Origin of the sequence: Legionella drozanskii LLAP-1 (genome assembly GCF_001467585.1) — a bacterium.
GTDB lineage: Bacteria > Pseudomonadota > Gammaproteobacteria > Legionellales > Legionellaceae > Tatlockia > Tatlockia drozanskii.
This window is the reverse complement of record NZ_LNXY01000027.1, coordinates 210488-228869: the sequence shown is the minus strand read 5'-3', so window position 1 is coordinate 228869 and position 18382 is coordinate 210488. Positions and strand designations below refer to the sequence as shown.

Sequence of the window (18382 nt, the reverse complement as noted above, 5' to 3'; positions counted from 1 at the left end):
TTATGAAAAAAATTATTTTATTAGCGCTCTGTTTCTTTGTGCAACAGGCCTTTTGCGAGTCGGCTGGTGACGTTTTACAAACCAAATTGAATGCGATGCGCAGCTTAACAGCTAATTTTAAGCAAACCGTAAAAACCAAAGAGCGAGAGCTATCGCGTTCCACAGGGACTATGGCTTTAGAACGCCCAGGGCGTTTTCGTTGGCAAACAAAAGATCCTATGGCGCAACTGGTGGTCGCTGATGGCCAAAAATTGTGGGTTTACGATGTGGATCTTGAGCAAGTGACGGTGAAGAAGCAAGATAGTAGTTTAGAGGGTACCGCTGCACTATTTTTAAGTGGTTACGATAATACAGTAACGCGCGATTTTGATGTGACTGAGTCAGTTTCTGGTAATCAACAAGCCTATGATTTACATTCCAAATCACATAAAGCCAATTTTCTACGCTTAAAATTAATCTTTACACAAGATGTATTAACCAGCATAGAAATGTATGATCAGCTGGGGCAGCATACGATTGTCAACTTATCTAATGTCAAAGCGAACCCAAAAGTTGCCGCGAGTTTGTTTCAATTTAAACCACCTAAAGGAATGGATGTCGTTCAGCAATGAGCCTATTTGATACTCAGCCTAAAGCCCCTCTTGCTGAACTATTGCGACCAAAACACTGGAACGAGGTCATTGGTCAAGATCATTTGCTCGGTGAAGGTAAGCCGCTCAGACTTGCCTTTGAATCAGGTAAACCCCATTCCCTGATTTTATGGGGGCCACCAGGGGTGGGAAAAACGACCATTGCGCGCTTAAGTGCCGATGCGTTTGATTGCGAGTGGATTGCGCTTTCTGCTGTTTTCTCTGGTGTAAAGGATATTCGTGCTGCCGTAGAGCAAGCTAAGCATTACCTCAACCAACAGCGTCATACCATACTTTTTATTGATGAGATTCATCGCTTTAACAAGTCGCAGCAAGATGCATTGCTACCTTTTACTGAATCAGGTCTGATTACCTTTATCGGGGCAACCACCGAAAATCCTTCTTTTGAGGTGAATTCCGCACTGCTCTCGAGAGCACAGGTTTATGTATTAAAGCCCTTAGCTGAAGAAGACTTGAAACTGTTATTAGCGCGCGCTCATAAGAAAGCATTGGCTCATTTACAATTTAATGAACAGGCCATAGAGCGGCTGGTGACTTATGCGGATGGCGATGCACGACGATTGTTTAACTTATTAGAGCAAATTAGCATCGCTGCCAATGCTCAAGGCCAAACTGAGGTCACTGCTGAGCTCATTCAAAATGCACTGAGCCCAGCTAATCGGCGCTTCGATAAAGGTGGGGAAAATTTTTATGATCAAATCTCCGCTTTGCATAAATCCGTTCGCGGCTCTCATCCCGATGCTGCACTTTATTGGTTATGTCGTATGCTCGATGGGGGAGTGGATCCTTTGTATTTAGCACGTCGAATAATTCGTATGGCTTGGGAAGATATAGGTCTTGCTGATCCAAGAGCAATGCAAATCGCAAATGATGCCGCTTCAACTTACGAACGGCTAGGTTCACCTGAAGGCGAACTTGCTCTAGGACAGGCTGTGATTTATCTAGCGGCTGCCGCCAAAAGCAACGCGGGCTATATGGCTTTTAATAAGGCAATGGCTTTTGTGAAACAAGATAAATCGCGAGAAGTTCCTATTCATTTACGCAATGCGCCGACTAAATTAATGAAGGATTTGGGTTATGGACATAGCTATCGCTATGCTCATGATGAACCTCATGCTTATGCTGCTGGTGAAACTTACTTGCCTGAGGGAATGAAAGAACCTGATTGGTATGAGCCTAGATCGAGAGGTTTAGAATCCAAGATTGCTGAGAAATTGACGTTTTTACGCCAACTGGATCGGGAAACAAAGAAAAAATAACTGTTGGAATTATTTGCAGAAAATCTCGCGGTTGACAAAAAAATAAAATAAACATAATCTGCTCTTTTTTTATTCGATTGGGAATTTTTAATCCATGCGCTTAGATTTTGAACTGCTAGATACCCTTGAACTTTCTCTGACAGACTTAGACAATCTAACTGAAGAAGAAAAAAAAGCAAAAATTCGCAAGCAATATTGGAGATTAGCATTACAATATCATCCTGATCGAGGTGGTGATGAGGCAAGGTTTAAGGAAATTGCTACCGCATACGGGCAAATTTTATCCGATGAAGAGGCTGATGAATCTCTTGAAATCAATCGTTATTTTACTGTGGTCGATTTTAACCTTCCTGATACGGCATTTGATTTATTATCACGCGAAGCGATTGATGAGGCTTATGAAGGGCTTCTATCTGATTTCAGGATACTTGCATCCGAAGAAGAGAAGTATAATTTTGCTAGACAAAATGCCTCTTTTATCAGTCTTGCTCAATTATTAAAACGAGAAGAGTCACGGTTAAATGGAGAACTGGGATCTTATTTCTTAAATCAACTGGAAATGCCAGTTTGGCAAAGCTATCAGCATGAATGGCGCAAACTAATGCTTAGCTTGTTTGCTGAAGAGTATTTAGATGATTTTCAATATAGAAATGCCATTGTGACGGGAGAGTTATGGTCACTCTTAGCTACGCGAAAATTGCTTTCGCCGGTTAAATTACTGGTGGCTTTATTAAACTCTATTATTTTAGGAATTACGGTGGTAAGCAATTACTTGTTTGCCAAAAAACTCATAAGGCCTTTAGTTCAGGAATTCAGCCAATGTTATAATGATTTTCAGCAAGGAAATTTAAATATATGGGCTGTTGCGCGTATAGGAATAAAAATAATGGGCCTCATAGCCCTTGTTACCTTACCTTTGGTTTTTTTCCCGCTTACGTCGACATTAATATTGAGCATACCTCTAGCGGGTAGTTTACTGACTATACTTGCTTGTCCGGTGAACCGAATAGTTAGACCTTTATCGCAGTATACTGGACTTTCTCCTTATGTTGTCAATGCAGCGTTAGTCATTGGTCTTGGAGTTTCTGCCTATCTTTTTATTAACTTTTTCCCTATAACGGTTATGGCGAGTTTACTCACTCCAATGTCAATTGCTTTAACTTTATATATGATTTATGGCGTTGTATTATCAATTAAAAAACTTTATGAAATAAATCCATCACTAGCTCTGTTTCAACTGATTTATTTTATTTTTGCAACCGCTGTCGGTTTGCTAGCCTATTTTTTATTTCCGATTGATACTACACCCTTAACGGACTTTCTGATTAATTTAATCGGGGCAATTTTCATTTATCAAGAGAATAGGTTGCTCGATAATTACAAACAAGATATGGCTGATCAAATCGAAATGCTCCCTTTGCCACAAGAAGAAATTCCTGAAGATATTAAAGATACAGTGCTCCAAAAGGTTAAAACAGGTCACTATTCCTCTAAATTTTTTCATACTCCCAAAGATGCGGCGTATATTCCGACAATAGAGAGAACTGTATGGCAGCAGGCAGCTAGCTTTTTTGGCGGAGGGCAGCCTCAATCCGCAACTAAAGCCACCTGGGAAAAGGAGCCAATTCTTCCTTATCTGGCCCTTGAAGTTGGGTGTTAATTGATTTCAGAGTTGACGATTATTTTTTTATAAAATAGGGTTCAGCTCAGCCATGAAAATCTGTCATTAGTGCGAATAAACTACCGGCTCCACTACTCGTCATTATTAATAGTTAGCAACATTGATTCTAGCGTTAATCCCGGACCAAAAGCGCAGCTAAAAATTGTTTTGTTATGATCGACTACAGGTTTTACATCATCCCAAATACTTTTTAAAACAAACAAAATAGTTGCTGATGACATATTGCCAAAATTGCGCAAGACTTCGTAAGAATATTTTGTTTTTTCTTTGGAAATGGCTAGGGCGTCTTCGCAGGCTTGCAGAATCTTAATACCGCCAGGATGAATTGCATAGATATCAACTTCCTCCGGAGTTAATTTACTTTGCGCAATTAAGTTGGCAACGAAATTGGCTATACCGGATTTGATCACCTGAGGTACATAAGAGGTTAATACCATATCAAAACCATGATCCCCAATATGCCAAGCCATTTCTTGATTGCTTTGAGGGAGTAAATCGCAGTGAAAAACATCTAAACTAAGGTATTTTTTTTGCTGAGGTTCTGCTTCAATCAACACAGAAGCTGCCCCATCGGCAAAAATGGCATTCGAGATAAGATTATCCAAATCTTGTTTATGTTGCAGATGAATAGTGCATAATTCAACACAGACTACTAGAACCTTGGCATTTTTATCGGCTTTGCAAAAAGCATCGGCAGTTTTTATACCATTGAAAGCCGCGTAGCACCCCATAAACTGAATGGCAGTCCTTTTGACATTTGAATTTAAATTAAGTGTTTGTATAATTTCGATATCGATTCCTGGGGCATACATTCCAGTGCAGCTCACGGTAATTAGATGAGTAATTTGCTTTCGATCAAAATCACTCCGAGTTGCCAAGCAATTTTCTATCGCCGCAAGGGATAAATGCAGTGCGTTTTGACGATATATTTCCATCCGTTCCGAAGTGCTGGGATAATCTTCTGCTGTAGAATCAGGAATAAAAGTAAATTGTTCTTTGGTTTGACTTGTATCAGCGAGCACACTATACCGAGTTTCTATGCCAGATGAATTATAGATTGATTTCAGTAACCGTTTTTTTACCATCCCCAGGTTTAATAAATTTGCCAAAATTTCCGCGATATTTTTTTGATTATATTTATGAGCAGGATTAGCTGTTCCGATTGCTGTAATTGCAGTTGTCATAATTAAATTCTGTCCCTAATTGTATTTAAACCCTTCAATACTGATTTAATTTTGATCCGTCTCGGTTTCTAACTTCCTTCGTCCGCGAGGAGCGATTTTGCGATAAAGAAAAGCAATTAATGGAGGGCTTATCGAGAGCACAATAATGCCATAAATAACGATCGAAAAATTGTCTTTAATGAAAGGCAAAGAGCCAAAAAAGTAGCCGAAACCGAGTAAACTGCCAATCCAGAGCAGAGCGCTGCTGAAATTGTAAAGAGAGAATTGATAAGGCTGCATATAACCTATGCCGGCTACAAAAGGAGCAAAACTGCGAATTATCGGTATAAATCGTGCGAGAATAATTGTTTTTCCACCATGTTTTTCATAGAAACGATGCGTTTCCGTTAAATGTTTTTTATTAAGTAGCCAGGAGGTTTCAGCTGAAAAAACACGAGGCCCGATTCTACGTCCTATAAAATAATTGACTTGATTACCTACGATGGACGCGACAACCAGTAAAAAAAGAAGCACGAAAATATGCAAAGGGGAACTCGGCTGAGCTGCAATACTGCCGGCAACAAAGAGCAAAGAATCTCCGGGAAGAAAAGGGGTGATCACTAAGCCGGTTTCGCAAAAAATAATGAGAAAGAGAACTAAATAAGTCCAGGTCCCGTAAGATGCTACAAAGCTCAGTAAGTAATTGTCGATATGTAAAACGAAATTCAATAATTGGTGTAAGCTGTCCATAAGGCTGTGTACTTCTTCGATTTAAATCACTTTTCTATTTTATAAATGATAGCAATGATTAGAGCCTATGAATATCCTTTTATTTATTAAAGAAAATAAATTAAAAATATAGCGAAGGGCTTTTTCTTAAGGTGAGTAGAGTTTTTTTATGAGTCAGCAAAAGAGTAAGAAGAAATGAGCAAGACCTTCTTCGGGTAATGCTCATGACTCTGATTCTGTTTCCATTCGAGTGAAAAGGATTAGGATGTTTTAAATAGATACGTTCGACATCAACCTTACAAGGGAATCAACTTCTTTGACGTCCTTCGCTTGTTCTTGTTCTAATGCTAAACCATAAGTGGCCCTGGGTCCTCCAATATTGCCGTATTTATCTGATATGCGTTGAATAAAACTATCATAACTTAACATATAGGCTTTCTCTGGAGCACCAGGAGTAGAGGGATCGTAAGGATCTCTAAAGAAAATGAAAGGCTTACCGTCAATAATTTTGGCTTGATCAACAATCACGCAATGAGTCCATGATGAAGCATGCAAGGTCCTTGGTTTAAAAAAATAAACTTCTCGTTCTACAGTACTTTCATTTCTGTGCTTAGCAACGTTTGAACCACCATGAAAGCAGATACCGTATTTCCCTTGGAAAATAATTTGTCCATTATCTCTTAATGCTTGTTGTAATCCTTCAAACCCATCTTCAATAGTCCATTCTAAGTTTTTGAGACCAAAGGTCTGATCCATTTTGTCCATTAGAGTAAAAAAAGCCCATTTTGCTTGAAAATCAGCCCCTGCCATATTATAAAATTTGATGGCACTTATAGGCTGTCCCGATTGAGCGAGCTCTGTTTTTTTACGAATAAAAGCTGGATTCTTAAAAATTTCAGTTAGAGGATCGTAACTCATCTTTTCTAAACCACGCATAGTTTCAGACAGTAAGTCGTCGAAATCCAATGGCTGTGATGCCATAACTGCTTTAACTTTGTTAAGAATAACTTGGGCTTCCCTGTTTCTTCGCACCACAGGGTCAGCGCTTTTTTCTGCATCTTTAGTATAAAAAGTTCTCAGTCTTTCACGCGAGGCAATGGTGCAAGCCACTCCTTGTTGTCCTTTAAGCGGCTTGGTTGAACCATCTAATTGTAATTTACCTTGATGGGATTTAACAAAGACGTTTTCTTTGCTGTCAACAACTAATTCTACTTCACGTTTCGCTTTCATTTTTAAGTCCACTTAGTTCGATTACCCATAAGATATATAAAAATTATTAAAGAAATATGACGTATAACTTAAGGAATTATTAAGGCGGTCTTATTGATTAATTATTAAGGCGGTCTTATTGATTAATATAGAATTTCTGAAGCTTAAGTTGTTAACTAAAAATCTAGAGAAAATGGGATTCATATTGTTATTTTTTTGAACGAATATTAAACTAGGTAATTTTGTGCAGGGAGATTTACTTGAAGTACTACCGAGTCGAGCGTAATAGGGACAATTTTGACTATCTTGCTACCGAAGATCTCACTTCGTCTTCTCATATTGATATTTCTGCAAACCAATTAAGAGATTTATCAAGGGTTCAATTTAAAAAGCTTTGTAGTTATTTTAGCAGCCCCTTGGATACCCTTGATTTAGGATCTAATGAATTAGGTCAAGCTAAGCTTGAAAATTTTGCACTGAATTGTTTACCAAAGGTTCGAAATTTAGGTTTATCAGGTAATGAATTGTCTGATAAACCAGCTGAGAAAGTAGCGAAGTTTTTGCAAACAGTTTCACCAGAAGTTGAGTCGGTTGATTTAAGTGTTAATCAATTCAATAAATACACTATGGAAGAGCTAATCGCCATTATATCCGCCTTGCCTAAAACAGTGACCAAGCTCAATTTAAGTGGCAATAATTTTGCTAGCATGAGTACAGAAGAGTTAGTTGAGTTTTTAAATAAAATCCCTGAGCATATTCTTGAACTTGATTTATGTTGGAATAATTTTGAGCGAAAAAGCCGCAAGGAACAGCTTAGCATCTTAGCTGCCGTGCCAGCGACCGTTAGAGCTTTAAAAGCAAGTATTAAAATAGAAGATCAGGCCGAAGATTCTCATTTTCTTTCTGTTTTAGCAGCAGAGCTACAAGAAAGATTAGTATTGCTTGTTATTGATTGGCCTAATTTGAGAGAAACACCAGTAGAGCAGGTTAGATCAATGCTCAGTCCTTTAGCTTCTAAGGTAGAACTTAGTTTTAGTAGCCGTAATTTGGGTCCTGCAAGACAAGCTCAGTTAGAAAAAATAGCTGAGAGTTTGCCAGATGCCACTGAATTTTTTTATCTCGACTGTAATGAACGCGTTGAGCCCGCTGAAGTCTGGGCTGAACTACTTTCGCAAAAACTGCGAGAGATGATCAGCAAAGAAGGTGTTTCGGGTATTTGTTTTGAATCTATCGTTGTACCGAAAGTGATCGATAGTAATCTACTGGAAAAGCTGATTAAACATTACGAAAAAGAAAAAGATGGCTTATCTTCTCTGATTTGCGGATTACTCTTGCAAGCTAAAATTAGAGCGGTTGAGTTTAACAATAATGAGCCTGAGGCAGTTGAGAAAAGAACGCACGATGCCTTGTCTTTTTATATTAAGGCTGGCAATGTCGATCCGAATCTTAGATCTGTTGTGGAATTTCTGGTATGGGAACTTAAAGTAACAACTGATTTTTCTTCAGTGAAAGAAAGAATAAATCAAGCTCATTGGACTCCTTCGGAAAGTTATTTTCCTAGCTATAGTTTTTTCTCACATGAAGAGTCTGTACCCGTGTTGTCTATTGATGGTTTTAGATTTGGTATGAACGGATAATCCTCGATTCAAGCTCAGAGGCCAGAAGAAACAGTACAAGTTATTCTTAACTTTACTGCTACGTTTAAACTTACCTAATAACTTAGAAATAATTAAAGTCTGCTCATGCAGAAATTTCTGAGGTGCGTAGATCTTTTAGGAAATGCTCTCGAAATTTAAAAAAGGAGGGGGAGCTTTATACTCCCCCTCGCTGAGATAAAAGAATAGCTAACTGGTTGGGTTAACAATATTAGTATCGAGCGTAACAGCTCCATTTAATGCCCAAGCCCTTCCTCGCAATGAGGCGCTGTTGGTTAGCGTAATACTAGCAACAGCATCTATGATTCCTGCAAATGCTGTGCCTGTGCCAATTGTGGCTGAACTGCCTACAGCCCAAGTAACGTTACCATTCGTGACGCCTCCTTGGAGTACAACACTCGCATTGGATGCTGTGGTTAGTGTGGATCCTATCTGAAAAACGTAACTACTGGTTGGTCCACCCGATAGTACAAGTGCTCCAGTTAGCTGAGCGCTTGAGTTGAAACAATAAACACCTGGCGGAAGTACTCTCCCCCCTAAATCAAGTCCCGTCAAATTGTTGCCCGGTGGACAAGGTAAACTTACTGCAGAGTTGTAATAAGCCTGGGCCTCGTTATGGGCTGCGGCCGCTGTTGCATCAGCAGCATGAAACGCCCCATTGAGAACAGTTCCCGGAGGAAAGCCAGTGATCGCAGAGCCTGGAGAGACGTCAACATCTCCATTAACAACCGAGAGTCCCGCATTTGTCACGGTGGTCGCGCCAAGAATAGATACAAGAAACTGACTAGGTGGAGGCGGAGTAGGGAAGAAAGGACTAGTTGGTGTCGGTGGTATAACAGGAGGAGGTGTAATGCAATTTACCGCTGAAGTAATAACTGGTGCATCTAACTCTAATTGACGACTATTAATCCCGATCTGAAGTACTCTATAAAAGTTCCCAAAGGCAACTGGCTGAAGGTTTAATAGAATGTTACAGGAGGCACCTGGCGCTATATAGGAGCCACAGCTTAGAGGTGCTGCAGCAATTACGGCAGCCTCATTTGGCAATGCATCATAATTTTGAATTCGAATATAATTTATTTTCAAAAAAACGGGGGAATTATTTGTAATAGTATAGGTACCGCCCAGAATTGTCCCTACACAAAGGTTACCGAAATTTGGTATGGCAGAAAACGTAACATCACATCCTCCCCGAACTCCCTCACTTTCAGAGACGCTATTACAAATTTGGGCTTGAGTTATTAAGGGAAGCATTAAACCTAAGATCATCAATCCCTGGCGAGCATTATTAAACATCTTATGGATCTCCTTATCGGTATTTTTTAAAATCTAATATGTAAACTAAGTAACACAGATTGAGAGTCCAGGTTAAAATGAGCTGGTGCAATCAAGGGCTCTGTTAAAAGCCCCAAATTACCGCCTGCTGAGGTTCGCACTTTACCCAAATTCGCATACAAATATTCTAAACCAAGTCCAATATGGGAATTAAATGAAAAATTCAAGCCTCCACCTGCTTCCCAGGCAAAACGCGAACGAGTTGTCGAATTGAAATTAAAACGTTCCTGTGTAGGGCAAAATACGTTATCAATATTTTCATTGTTTTGATCTTTATAACTAACGCGATTCCACGTGTTACCAATACCGCCTATCGCATAAATAGAAAACTGCCTTAATGATGCCACGGTTAATGCACCATCCAACATTAAACGGGTACTATGGACTGGTATTTTATAAGAAAGATCATTAAAACTAGGATCACTAAACCGCCAAACACTGCCCTTAATACCCGAATTGCTCGATAGATAGTAAACATTCAGCTCTGGTTCTATAGAAGGGAACCATTGAACTTGATCAGAGTATCGTTGGGCGCCACGCAAGTTAAAAACATAGCCAATTCCTAATTGAGCAGAGAGTGTATTCCAATTATTGTTATTGGTGGGTACGAGTTTATCTATTTCATCGCTTGTCACCCCTAAATGACTATTCCCTGCATTTAAACTTGCAATACCAATAGCGCCAATTAGCTCAAAATAGTTAGCTGACTTTACCGGTGCTAATGCTGCATCTTTGTCGCCAATTACAATTGGCGCAAAATTCGATACAGAGCTAATCCGAGGGACCTTTACCGTAGGGGGCTTATCAGCATCATTCACAACTCTCTTCACTTCTGGAATATTCGAACGATTAGCAGTAGCAGCAATTGCATCAATGGTTGTCAACATCGAAGCTGAGAGAATAAAAACGCATAATTGTCGGCGCATAAATAAATATCCCTATTTTGTCATTCCATTAGTACGTACTCATCACATGCTAATATATAAATAAGCAGAGCTCAAGAGAATTTGTCAATGTAAGATTTCATGGGTTAAAATAGTTTTAACGGGATTTAAATTTATATTCCTCTGTAGAGTCAAAACTCTTCTCTTTTGCCTCCAACTGCCTAAGGGTTAATAGATAAATAGAACAAAGCAAAGCAGTTAAAGCCTGTAATCTTAAGAGGTAAAAGGTCGTTTAATCATGTCCTGTTAGATTTAAAATAATGATACCCATCGCTCCTGACATTGGTATCGTATTTATACTATTAGTTTTACTCGCGATCTTAATGATTCAACCGATATAAAATAAGACTGATATCTCTATTTGATTGAAAGCGATTTAAAATTAATTAACTAAGACCGGCATCGACCTAGTGATTGAATCCTCTGTAATTGCTTGTTCTTTTACTAGACCATAGGTGGTTTTAGGTCCTCCTCCAGCATAACCATATTTATCGGATAGGCGTTGAATAAAACTGGTAAAACTTAGCATATAGGCTTTATTTGGAGTTCCCGGAATAGAAGGATCCCTAGGATCTCTAAAGAAAACAAAAGGCTTACCATCAATAATTTTGGCTTGATCAACAATTACGCAATGAGTCCATGGCGAATTGCGTAGCGTATTTGGTTTAAAAAAATAGACCTCTCTATCTACTGAACTTTGTTTTGCGTGCCATTTGGTATTTAATCTACCATGAAAGCATGAACCATATTTTCCTTGGAAAATAATTTGTCCATTATCTCTTAATGCTTGTTGTAATCCTTCAAACCCATCTTCAATAGTCCATTCTAAATTTTTGAAATTAAAGGTCTGATCCATTTTGTCCATTAGAGTAAACAAAGCCCATCTTCCTTGAAGTTCAATGCTTGCCATAGTATAAAATTTATCGGCGCGCATCCTGCGTATAAAATGGGCAAATACTTTTTTTTCTCTGATAAAAACTGAATTCTTATAAATTTCCGTCAAGGGGTCATAACCCATTTTTTCCAAACCTCGAACACTTTCTTCACATAAAGCGCCAAAATCCCATGGTATTGTTGCCATAATTACCTTAATTTTTTTAAGAATTAATTCAGCTTCTCTCCTTTTTCGTTCTGCAGGAAAAATGCTTTTTTCAGCATCTTTTCCATAAAAAGTTCTTAGTCTTTCACGCGATGCAATGGTGCATGAATATCCAGCTTGACTTTTAAGAGGTTTGGTTGCTCCATTGAATGTTAGTTTACCTTTATGTGATTGAACTAATACGTCATCTTTAGTATTAATAACAAATTTAACTTCGTTTTTCGCTCTCATATTTACAACTCAATTTCGTTTTCATTGCCTATATGATAAAGAAAAAATAAATATGAGGTATAACTTAGGAATTATTAAAACGGCTAGCAACTACGTGCGCTGTCGGCATTGCGAGGGGAATCACTTTAGCCATGACAGCCATGGGCCAAGGCCCAACCTTCTAGTATTTTGATTTTGTTGCAGATTTTGTTAAATTTATAAAATACTATAAAAAAGACTATGATATGGAAGTGCCCACAGAACAAGTAAAGAATGAAATCAGTTTGCCAGAACAAGATATTTTAGCGAACTTACCTTGTGGTCTTGTGGTACTGAATGCACGAGGATCTATCCTTTGGCTAAACGCCGCTGCGGAAATTTTACTAGGTAAAGGTTTGAAGGGTCTAGCCTGGCGGAAAGTGATTCAAACGGTTTTTGCACCGCGCGAAGATGATGGCCATGAAGTGTCTTTAGTGGATGGACGTAGAGTTCATGTCGCTATTTCTTCTTTAAATAGTTTGCCAGGACAATTAGTCACACTGACTGATTTAACAGCCACTCGTGCTTATGAGCAAGCTAAAGCGCATAAAGGACGCTTGGCAGCGATTGGCCGAATGACTGCTCAATTAGCTCATCAAATTAGAACTCCGCTATCGTCGGCAATCCTTTATACGGACCATTTAGCCAATTTATCTTTTGATGATCATCGCTACAGCGAATGGTTAACTCGATTGCAAGGCTGCCATGCGAGTATTGAAAAACAAATTCGTGATTTATTGTTGTTTGCTAAAGGCGAATCGGTCGAACCGGTTTTAACTTCTGTGCAAGCTTGGTGTGAGCAATTGGCGGACAGAGCACAGCCATTGATTCAAGCGGCAGCGGCAGAATTGATCATTAATAACCCGCTTAAAAATAAGTGGATATCGTTACATAGTGAATCTTTAACGGGAGCTGTGTTAAATTTAATTATTAATGCTTTGCAAGCGCGAGCAAATTGCATTAGCCTGACTATTATGCAAATAGAAAAAGGCTTGCAATTAATCATCGCTGATGATGGTATAGGAATGTCAGAGGAAATCAAAGCACAGGCTTTTGCCCCTTTTTTCACAACAAAAGCCCAAGGCACAGGTTTAGGATTAGCGGTAGTTTATGCAGTTGTAAAGGCGCATGGTGGAGAAGTTCTATTAAATTCTTCATCAGGTCAAGGGAGTTGTATAACGATTAATCTACCAGAGTAATCTAAATTCAAATTGAGATTAATGATGCAAATTTACAAATCACTGATAATTCGGAACGTGATTAATCTCTAGATTTTATTAGCGAATTTAGGATAATGGTATTTTGAACAAAGGACTTGCTCATGAGCGATGTATTAATTGTTGAAGATGATCCCGTATTACGCGAAGCACTTGCAGAGACAATGAATCTTGCAGGTCATTCTTATCTGGCAGCAAAAGATGGCAAGGAAGCGCTTGCTATGCTCGAACGCCATAGCCCAGCCATTGTTTTAAGTGATATCCGCATGGATAAAATGGATGGCCAGCAATTACTTGCTGAAATACAACGCCGTAATCCAGGTGTACCGGTCATTCTAATGACTGCACACGGCTCAGTTGAAGATGCGGTAGCCGCTATGCGTCATGGCGCAGTCGATTATCTACAAAAACCGTTCAGTGCTCATGCTCTCACCGAAAAAATTAATCGCTACATTAAACCGGCTTTAACTGAGGATGATAGTCAGCCTGTAGCACAAGATCCTAAAAGCCAGGCTTTACTCTCTATGGCATTGAAAGTAGCTCAATCAGATGTTGGAGTAATGATCAGTGGCGAAAGTGGGACAGGTAAAGAAGTGTTAGCGCATTTCATTCATGATCATTCCCCGCGCAAGCAACACCCATTTATTGCTATTAATTGTGCTGCGATTCCTGAGCAAATGTTAGAAGCCACTCTATTCGGTTATGAGAAAGGTTCATTCACGGGAGCCTACAAATCCACGCCTGGTAAGTTTGAACAGGCACAGGGGGGCACGCTCTTACTTGACGAAGTGAGTGAAATGAGTCTGAGCTTACAAGCGAAATTATTGCGGGTATTACAAGAAAAAGAAGTCGAGCGTATTGGCGCTAATAAATTGATTCAGCTCGATGTACGGGTGTTAGCGACATCGAATCGAAAACTACTTGAAGAAGTGAAGGGCGGTCGTTTCCGTGAAGACTTGTATTACCGTCTCAATGTTTTTCCCTTGCATTGGCTACCGCTGCGTGAAAGAAGCTGTGATATTCTTCCTTTGGCGAATTATTTACTACGTCGCCATTGTCAAAATAATTATCCTTTAATTCCTTCTTTAAGTGATGAGGCTAAGACTGCGCTTTTAGAATATAGCTGGCCAGGTAATGCCAGAGAATTAGATAACGTGGTGCAGCGAGCTATAGTTCTCCAAACCAGTGGCGTTATTGAAGTGGCTCATCTACAACTGCCTATGTCGGAAGCCGAAGAGCTTATAGAATCAGGCACAAATACTAGTAAGCCAAGCTCTAAAAATAAAAAAGATGGGATAAGTTTGCAAAATCATGAGTTTGATTTAATTGAGCAAACTTTAAAGGAACATCAAGGAAATCGCCAACAAGTTGCGGAGATTTTAGGCGTAAGTGAACGTACTTTACGTTACAAATTAGCTAAGATGCGTGAAGAAGGCTATACAGTGTGAATTAAAAGGATGAACAGCCGCATCGAGCAACTGAGCCTGCGATGCGTGAAGAAGGGAGGCGTATGAGCGAAGTTAATGCTGTATCTCTAATGAATCAAATGCGTTTAATGTCAACGAAGGCTGCAGGTCCCAGTGTGGAGTTAGGGGCTGTCCAAGAATCCTTCGGCAATGTTTTTCAACGCGCACTCAATGGAGTGAATGAATTGCATCAATCGGCTGATGCATTGAAATCTCGTTATGAAATGGGCGATGCGAACGTTGGTATTAGTGAAGTTATGGTAGCTTCTCAAAAAGCAAGTTTAGGCTTTGAGGCGGCATTGCGCGTCCGAAATAAATTGGTCGAGGTTTACCAAGACATTATGAATATGTCGATTTAATACGGTTTACAGGAGTTTAATATGGCCTTGGCCGACAGTGCTTCAAGCGCAGCTGCGAGATTTGCTGATCTATCCATTCCCCGACAAGTAGGCTTGTTGGCAGGAATTGCGGCTAGTATCGCTATTGGTATGGCGGTTGTATTGTGGTCGCGCGAGCCTAATTATTTGCCTTTATATAACGATATTAACTCACGTGATGCTGCTGAGGTTATCGAGCTTTTGCAACGAGATCGTATCCCTTTCAAAATCGATAAAAATCTAGGCCAAGTCATGGTAACTGCTGACGACATGCAGAGTGCGCGTATGAAATTGGCAGCAGAAGGCTTGCCGCGAGGCGCTGGAACTGGCTATGAATTGTTTGCGGGCAATAATACCTTTAATACCAGTCAATTCATGGAGAATGCACGGTATAAACAAGCGTTAGAAACAGAGTTGGCGCGCACTATCAGTCAGTTTCATGATATTAAGTCAGCGCGAGTGCATTTAGCTATTCCGAGAGAATCCGCGTTTGTTAGAGATAATCGCGAACCCAGTGCCTCTGTTTTTATTGATGTTTATTCCGGTCTCGAATTAAAAAAACAAACAATCGCTTCAATCATTAATTTAGTTGCTTCAAGTATTCCAAATCTTTCTGCCAGCCGCGTTACCGTTGTTGATCAAAATGGTCAATTACTTAGTGAAGGCGGGGGGCAAACCTTATTTACGGATACTGAACGATTTATGGATTATCGTCAGACACTTGAGAAGCAATATGTGCAGAAAATTCAAGATATTTTAACTCCGCTGCTTGGGTATGGACGCGTTAGGGCAAAAGTTGCGGCTGATATTGATTTCACTTCCTTTGAACAAACTCAAGAGAGCTACAACCCAGAACAAACTTCCCTACGCAGCGAACAAAAAATGGAGGAAAAACGTAATTCTGGCAGTTCGGCTTCTGGAGTGCCTGGTTCTTTATCCAACACACCGCCTGCGAATGCAGCCTTACAACAATCTAAGAATAATCAAGCTCCTCCTCCGCAGCAGGGTAATAAAAATCAAGGACAAGGAGGGGCTAATCAGCGACCTGGCGGTGCAAATGCGAATGCTAATTCAAATTCGGAAGATTACCGCACGCAAAGTACAAAGAATTTCGAATTAGATAAAACAATCTCTCATACCAAAAATCAGCCAGGCATGGTTAAGCGTCTAACCGTTGCAGTGTTAGTGGACGACAGACAAGTTACCGATCCGAAAACAAAGCAGAAGGTAGCTAAGCCCCTCACTGAGCCTGAACTTCAACAAATTAGGATGCTGGTTGCTAATGCGATTGGTATCAATACAAGTCGTGGTGATAGCTTGAATGTCGTCAATAGCCATTTTGTGAAACCCGAGCCGCTTCCTGTGATACCTGACCTTCATTTTTGGCAAAAGGACTCCTTTTGGTCGATAATTAAACAGATTGCAGCTGCGTTATTTGTACTCGGTATTGTTTTCGGTTTGTTTAGGCCCTTGTTCAAAAATTTAGCTGGTGTAACCAAAGAGGAAAAGGAAGAAGAGCAATTAGGAGAGTTAACTTATAAAGCACAAGATATGCTACCGCATGCCAGCGATTATGAGTCACAGTTATCTTTGTTGCGACAAGTGGTGGATAAAGAACCTAAACGAGTTGCACAAGTTGTTAAAACATGGGTGGAGCGGGGATAGATTTATGGATGGAATCGAGCGTGCGGCAATCTTGCTGTTAGGGATGGGTGAAAAAAATGCTGCCGAGGTGCTAAAACATCTCGAACCCAGACAGGTACAGAAAGTGGGCATGGCTATTTCGACAATGAGCAGCGTTAGTAAAGCAAAAATGCAAGGTGTACTCGGTGAGTTTTTAAACGCCATTGAAGATCAAACAAGCCTAACCGTTGATGCAGAGAATTATCTACGCACCATTCTCATTAATGCATTAGGTGAAGAAAATGCAATTCCTTTTATCGATCGTATCTTAGTTTCCGATAAAGATAGCGGTCTTAACCGTTTGAAATGGTTAGACGCCCGTTTAATAGCAGATGTTATTCGTAACGAACATCCGCAAATTATCGCAACTATTCTTATTCATTTAGACAGTGAGCAAGCCGCAGAGGTCGTGGGCTATTTTGCTCATGAAAAGCGTGCTGAAGTTTTATTGCGCATGTGTACGATTGATACTGTCAAGCCTGAGGCTATTTCAGAGCTTGGACATGTTATTGAAAAACAATTAAGTGGTCAGAAAGTGGGAAAAATCGCTTCTGTCGGAGGCATTAAAAGCGTTGCCGATGTCATTAACTTTCTTGAGGGTTCCGTTGAATCGGAAGTATTGGACAAAATTAATCAATGGGATGAAGAACTTTGTAATAAAATCAAAGACAAAATGTTCGTCTTTGAAAATTTGGTCGACATGGACAATCGGAGTGTACAAACTTTATTACGCGATGTTGCAACCGAGCAATTAATGTTGGCCTTGAAGGGAACGACAGAGCCTGTGAAAGAAAAGATCTTCGGCAATATGTCCAAACGCGCTTCCGATTTACTTCGTGATGATCTAGAAATGCAAGGTCCAGTGAAAGTGAGCGACGTTGAAAAAGCCCAGCGTGACATTTTAGCTATTGCGAGAAGCCTTGCCGAAGAGGGTAAAATTGCTTTGGGTACAAAAGGGGGCGATGAGATGATTTGATCCCCTGCGTCTTACTCAACCAAAACAGTTAAAAATGAAAAATGAGACTAAACGTGGAAAATAATTTTCAACCTTTGTACGAAGAAAAAGATAAAGATTCTTTCAATATTTGGGATATTAGAGGACCCGAACCAGAGGTCATCGAGCCTGTTGATCCTCAGGTGGAGATAGAAAAAGAATGCGCGCGCTTACGCGAAGAAGCAAAACAAGCAGGTTATCAAGAGGGGCTACAACAGGCGGCTGCGGATATTCAGCAACTAAAGCAAGAGCTAAACAATTGGATAGTACTACTACAGCACCCAGTGGCTTTAGTGGATAGTCAATTAAATCAAGAAATTGTAAAAACTATATTGTGGGTCTGTGAGGCTTGTATAGGTATAGAATTATCTATCCATCCTGAAAAATTATTTGCTTTAATTGAGATGATAAAGCAAGAACTGCCAGCTTTACAGGGGGATAAGCAGCTGTTCATGAATCCCGTCGATGTGGACTATTTAACGCAGGAATTAAAAGAATCCCAAAATTTTAATTTAACTCAGTTTTTAATGCCTGATGCCTCTTTAGCCCAAGGCGATTTTTATTTAAAAAGTGACTATACCGATTTGGATGGGCGAGTAAAAACTCGCTTACAAAAACTATTTAAATCCTATCTTCAAGAAGATAGCGATGACTCAACAAACGTTTAAAATT

General features: G+C 39.8%; 16 protein-coding genes. 10 read left to right on the top strand and 6 right to left on the bottom strand.

From position 1 onward, the window contains the following. The first annotated feature begins 2 nt into the window (after positions 1–2). The 3 genes from lolA (at position 3) to Ldro_RS10285 (ending at position 3569) form a co-directional block, all read left to right on the top strand. The gene (gene lolA, locus Ldro_RS10295) at positions 3–611 is read left to right on the top strand and encodes an outer membrane lipoprotein periplasmic chaperone LolA (protein WP_058496336.1); all 609 of its coding nucleotides are present in this window, start codon (positions 3–5) and stop codon (positions 609–611) included. Further along, on the top strand, positions 608–1909 hold the full coding sequence (locus tag Ldro_RS10290) for a replication-associated recombination protein A (protein ID WP_058496335.1): 1302 nt from the start codon (positions 608–610) through the stop codon (positions 1907–1909). Before lolA ends, Ldro_RS10290 begins: the two co-directional genes overlap by 4 nt. 94 nt (positions 1910–2003) lie before the next feature. After that, positions 2004–3569: a J domain-containing protein gene (locus tag Ldro_RS10285; protein WP_058496334.1), complete on the top strand. Its 1566-nt coding sequence runs from the start codon at positions 2004–2006 to the stop codon at positions 3567–3569. Positions 3570–3661: 92 nt separating this feature from the next. On the opposite strand, the gene Ldro_RS10280 is transcribed toward Ldro_RS10285, so the two are convergent. The 3 genes from Ldro_RS10280 to Ldro_RS10270 all read right to left on the bottom strand — a co-directional run bounded on the left by Ldro_RS10280 (position 3662) and on the right by Ldro_RS10270 (position 6712). After that, positions 3662–4774, bottom strand: a complete 1113-nt coding sequence (locus Ldro_RS10280; protein ID WP_058496333.1) for a type III polyketide synthase — start codon at positions 4772–4774, stop codon at positions 3662–3664. Positions 4775–4819: 45 nt separating this feature from the next. Next, complete coding sequence (locus Ldro_RS10275; RefSeq protein WP_058496332.1) at positions 4820–5503, bottom strand: DedA family protein; 684 nt, start codon at positions 5501–5503, stop codon at positions 4820–4822. Between the two features lie 249 nt (positions 5504–5752). Further along, complete coding sequence (locus Ldro_RS10270; RefSeq protein WP_058496331.1) at positions 5753–6712, bottom strand: hypothetical protein; 960 nt, start codon at positions 6710–6712, stop codon at positions 5753–5755. Between the two features lie 239 nt (positions 6713–6951). Here Ldro_RS10270 and Ldro_RS10265 point away from each other — a divergent pair, with 239 nt between their 5' ends. After that, on the top strand, positions 6952–8328 hold the full coding sequence (locus Ldro_RS10265; protein WP_058496330.1) for a leucine-rich repeat domain-containing protein: 1377 nt from the start codon (positions 6952–6954) through the stop codon (positions 8326–8328). Positions 8329–8535: 207 nt separating this feature from the next. Here Ldro_RS10265 and Ldro_RS10260 read toward each other — a convergent pair whose 3' ends face one another. The 3 genes from Ldro_RS10260 to Ldro_RS10250 form a co-directional block, all read right to left on the bottom strand. Continuing rightward, entirely contained in the window at positions 8536–9642 is a 1107-nt protein-coding gene (locus tag Ldro_RS10260) for an ice-binding family protein (protein WP_058496329.1), read from the bottom strand. A gap of 26 nt (positions 9643–9668) precedes the next feature. Then, the gene (locus Ldro_RS10255; RefSeq protein WP_058496328.1) at positions 9669–10607 is read right to left on the bottom strand and encodes an outer membrane protein; all 939 of its coding nucleotides are present in this window, start codon (positions 10605–10607) and stop codon (positions 9669–9671) included. A 400-nt stretch (positions 10608–11007) separates the two neighbouring features. Beyond that, the gene (locus tag Ldro_RS10250) at positions 11008–11955 is read right to left on the bottom strand and encodes a hypothetical protein (RefSeq protein ID WP_058496327.1); all 948 of its coding nucleotides are present in this window, start codon (positions 11953–11955) and stop codon (positions 11008–11010) included. A gap of 224 nt (positions 11956–12179) precedes the next feature. Between Ldro_RS10250 and Ldro_RS10245 the strand changes: the two genes are divergently transcribed. From Ldro_RS10245 to Ldro_RS10220, 6 genes are all read left to right on the top strand, one after another. Then, on the top strand, positions 12180–13172 hold the full coding sequence (locus Ldro_RS10245) for a sensor histidine kinase (protein ID WP_058496326.1): 993 nt from the start codon (positions 12180–12182) through the stop codon (positions 13170–13172). A gap of 122 nt (positions 13173–13294) precedes the next feature. After that, positions 13295–14638: a sigma-54-dependent transcriptional regulator gene (locus Ldro_RS10240; protein WP_058496325.1), complete on the top strand. Its 1344-nt coding sequence runs from the start codon at positions 13295–13297 to the stop codon at positions 14636–14638. Between the two features lie 62 nt (positions 14639–14700). Further along, the gene (gene fliE, locus Ldro_RS10235) at positions 14701–15015 is read left to right on the top strand and encodes a flagellar hook-basal body complex protein FliE (protein ID WP_058496324.1); all 315 of its coding nucleotides are present in this window, start codon (positions 14701–14703) and stop codon (positions 15013–15015) included. Positions 15016–15036: 21 nt separating this feature from the next. Beyond that, positions 15037–16698, top strand: coding sequence for a flagellar basal-body MS-ring/collar protein FliF (gene fliF, locus Ldro_RS10230; protein WP_058496323.1), 1662 nt, complete (start codon positions 15037–15039; stop codon positions 16696–16698). A 4-nt stretch (positions 16699–16702) separates the two neighbouring features. Then, positions 16703–17692 (top strand): flagellar motor switch protein FliG, encoded by a 990-nt coding sequence (gene fliG / locus Ldro_RS10225; protein ID WP_058496322.1) that lies wholly within the window; start codon positions 16703–16705, stop codon positions 17690–17692. Positions 17693–17745: 53 nt separating this feature from the next. Next, positions 17746–18378 carry a FliH/SctL family protein gene (locus Ldro_RS10220; RefSeq protein ID WP_058496321.1) on the top strand — a complete coding sequence of 211 codons (633 nt, stop codon included), beginning with the start codon at positions 17746–17748 and terminating at the stop codon, positions 18376–18378. Positions 18379–18382: the final 4 nt, after the last annotated feature.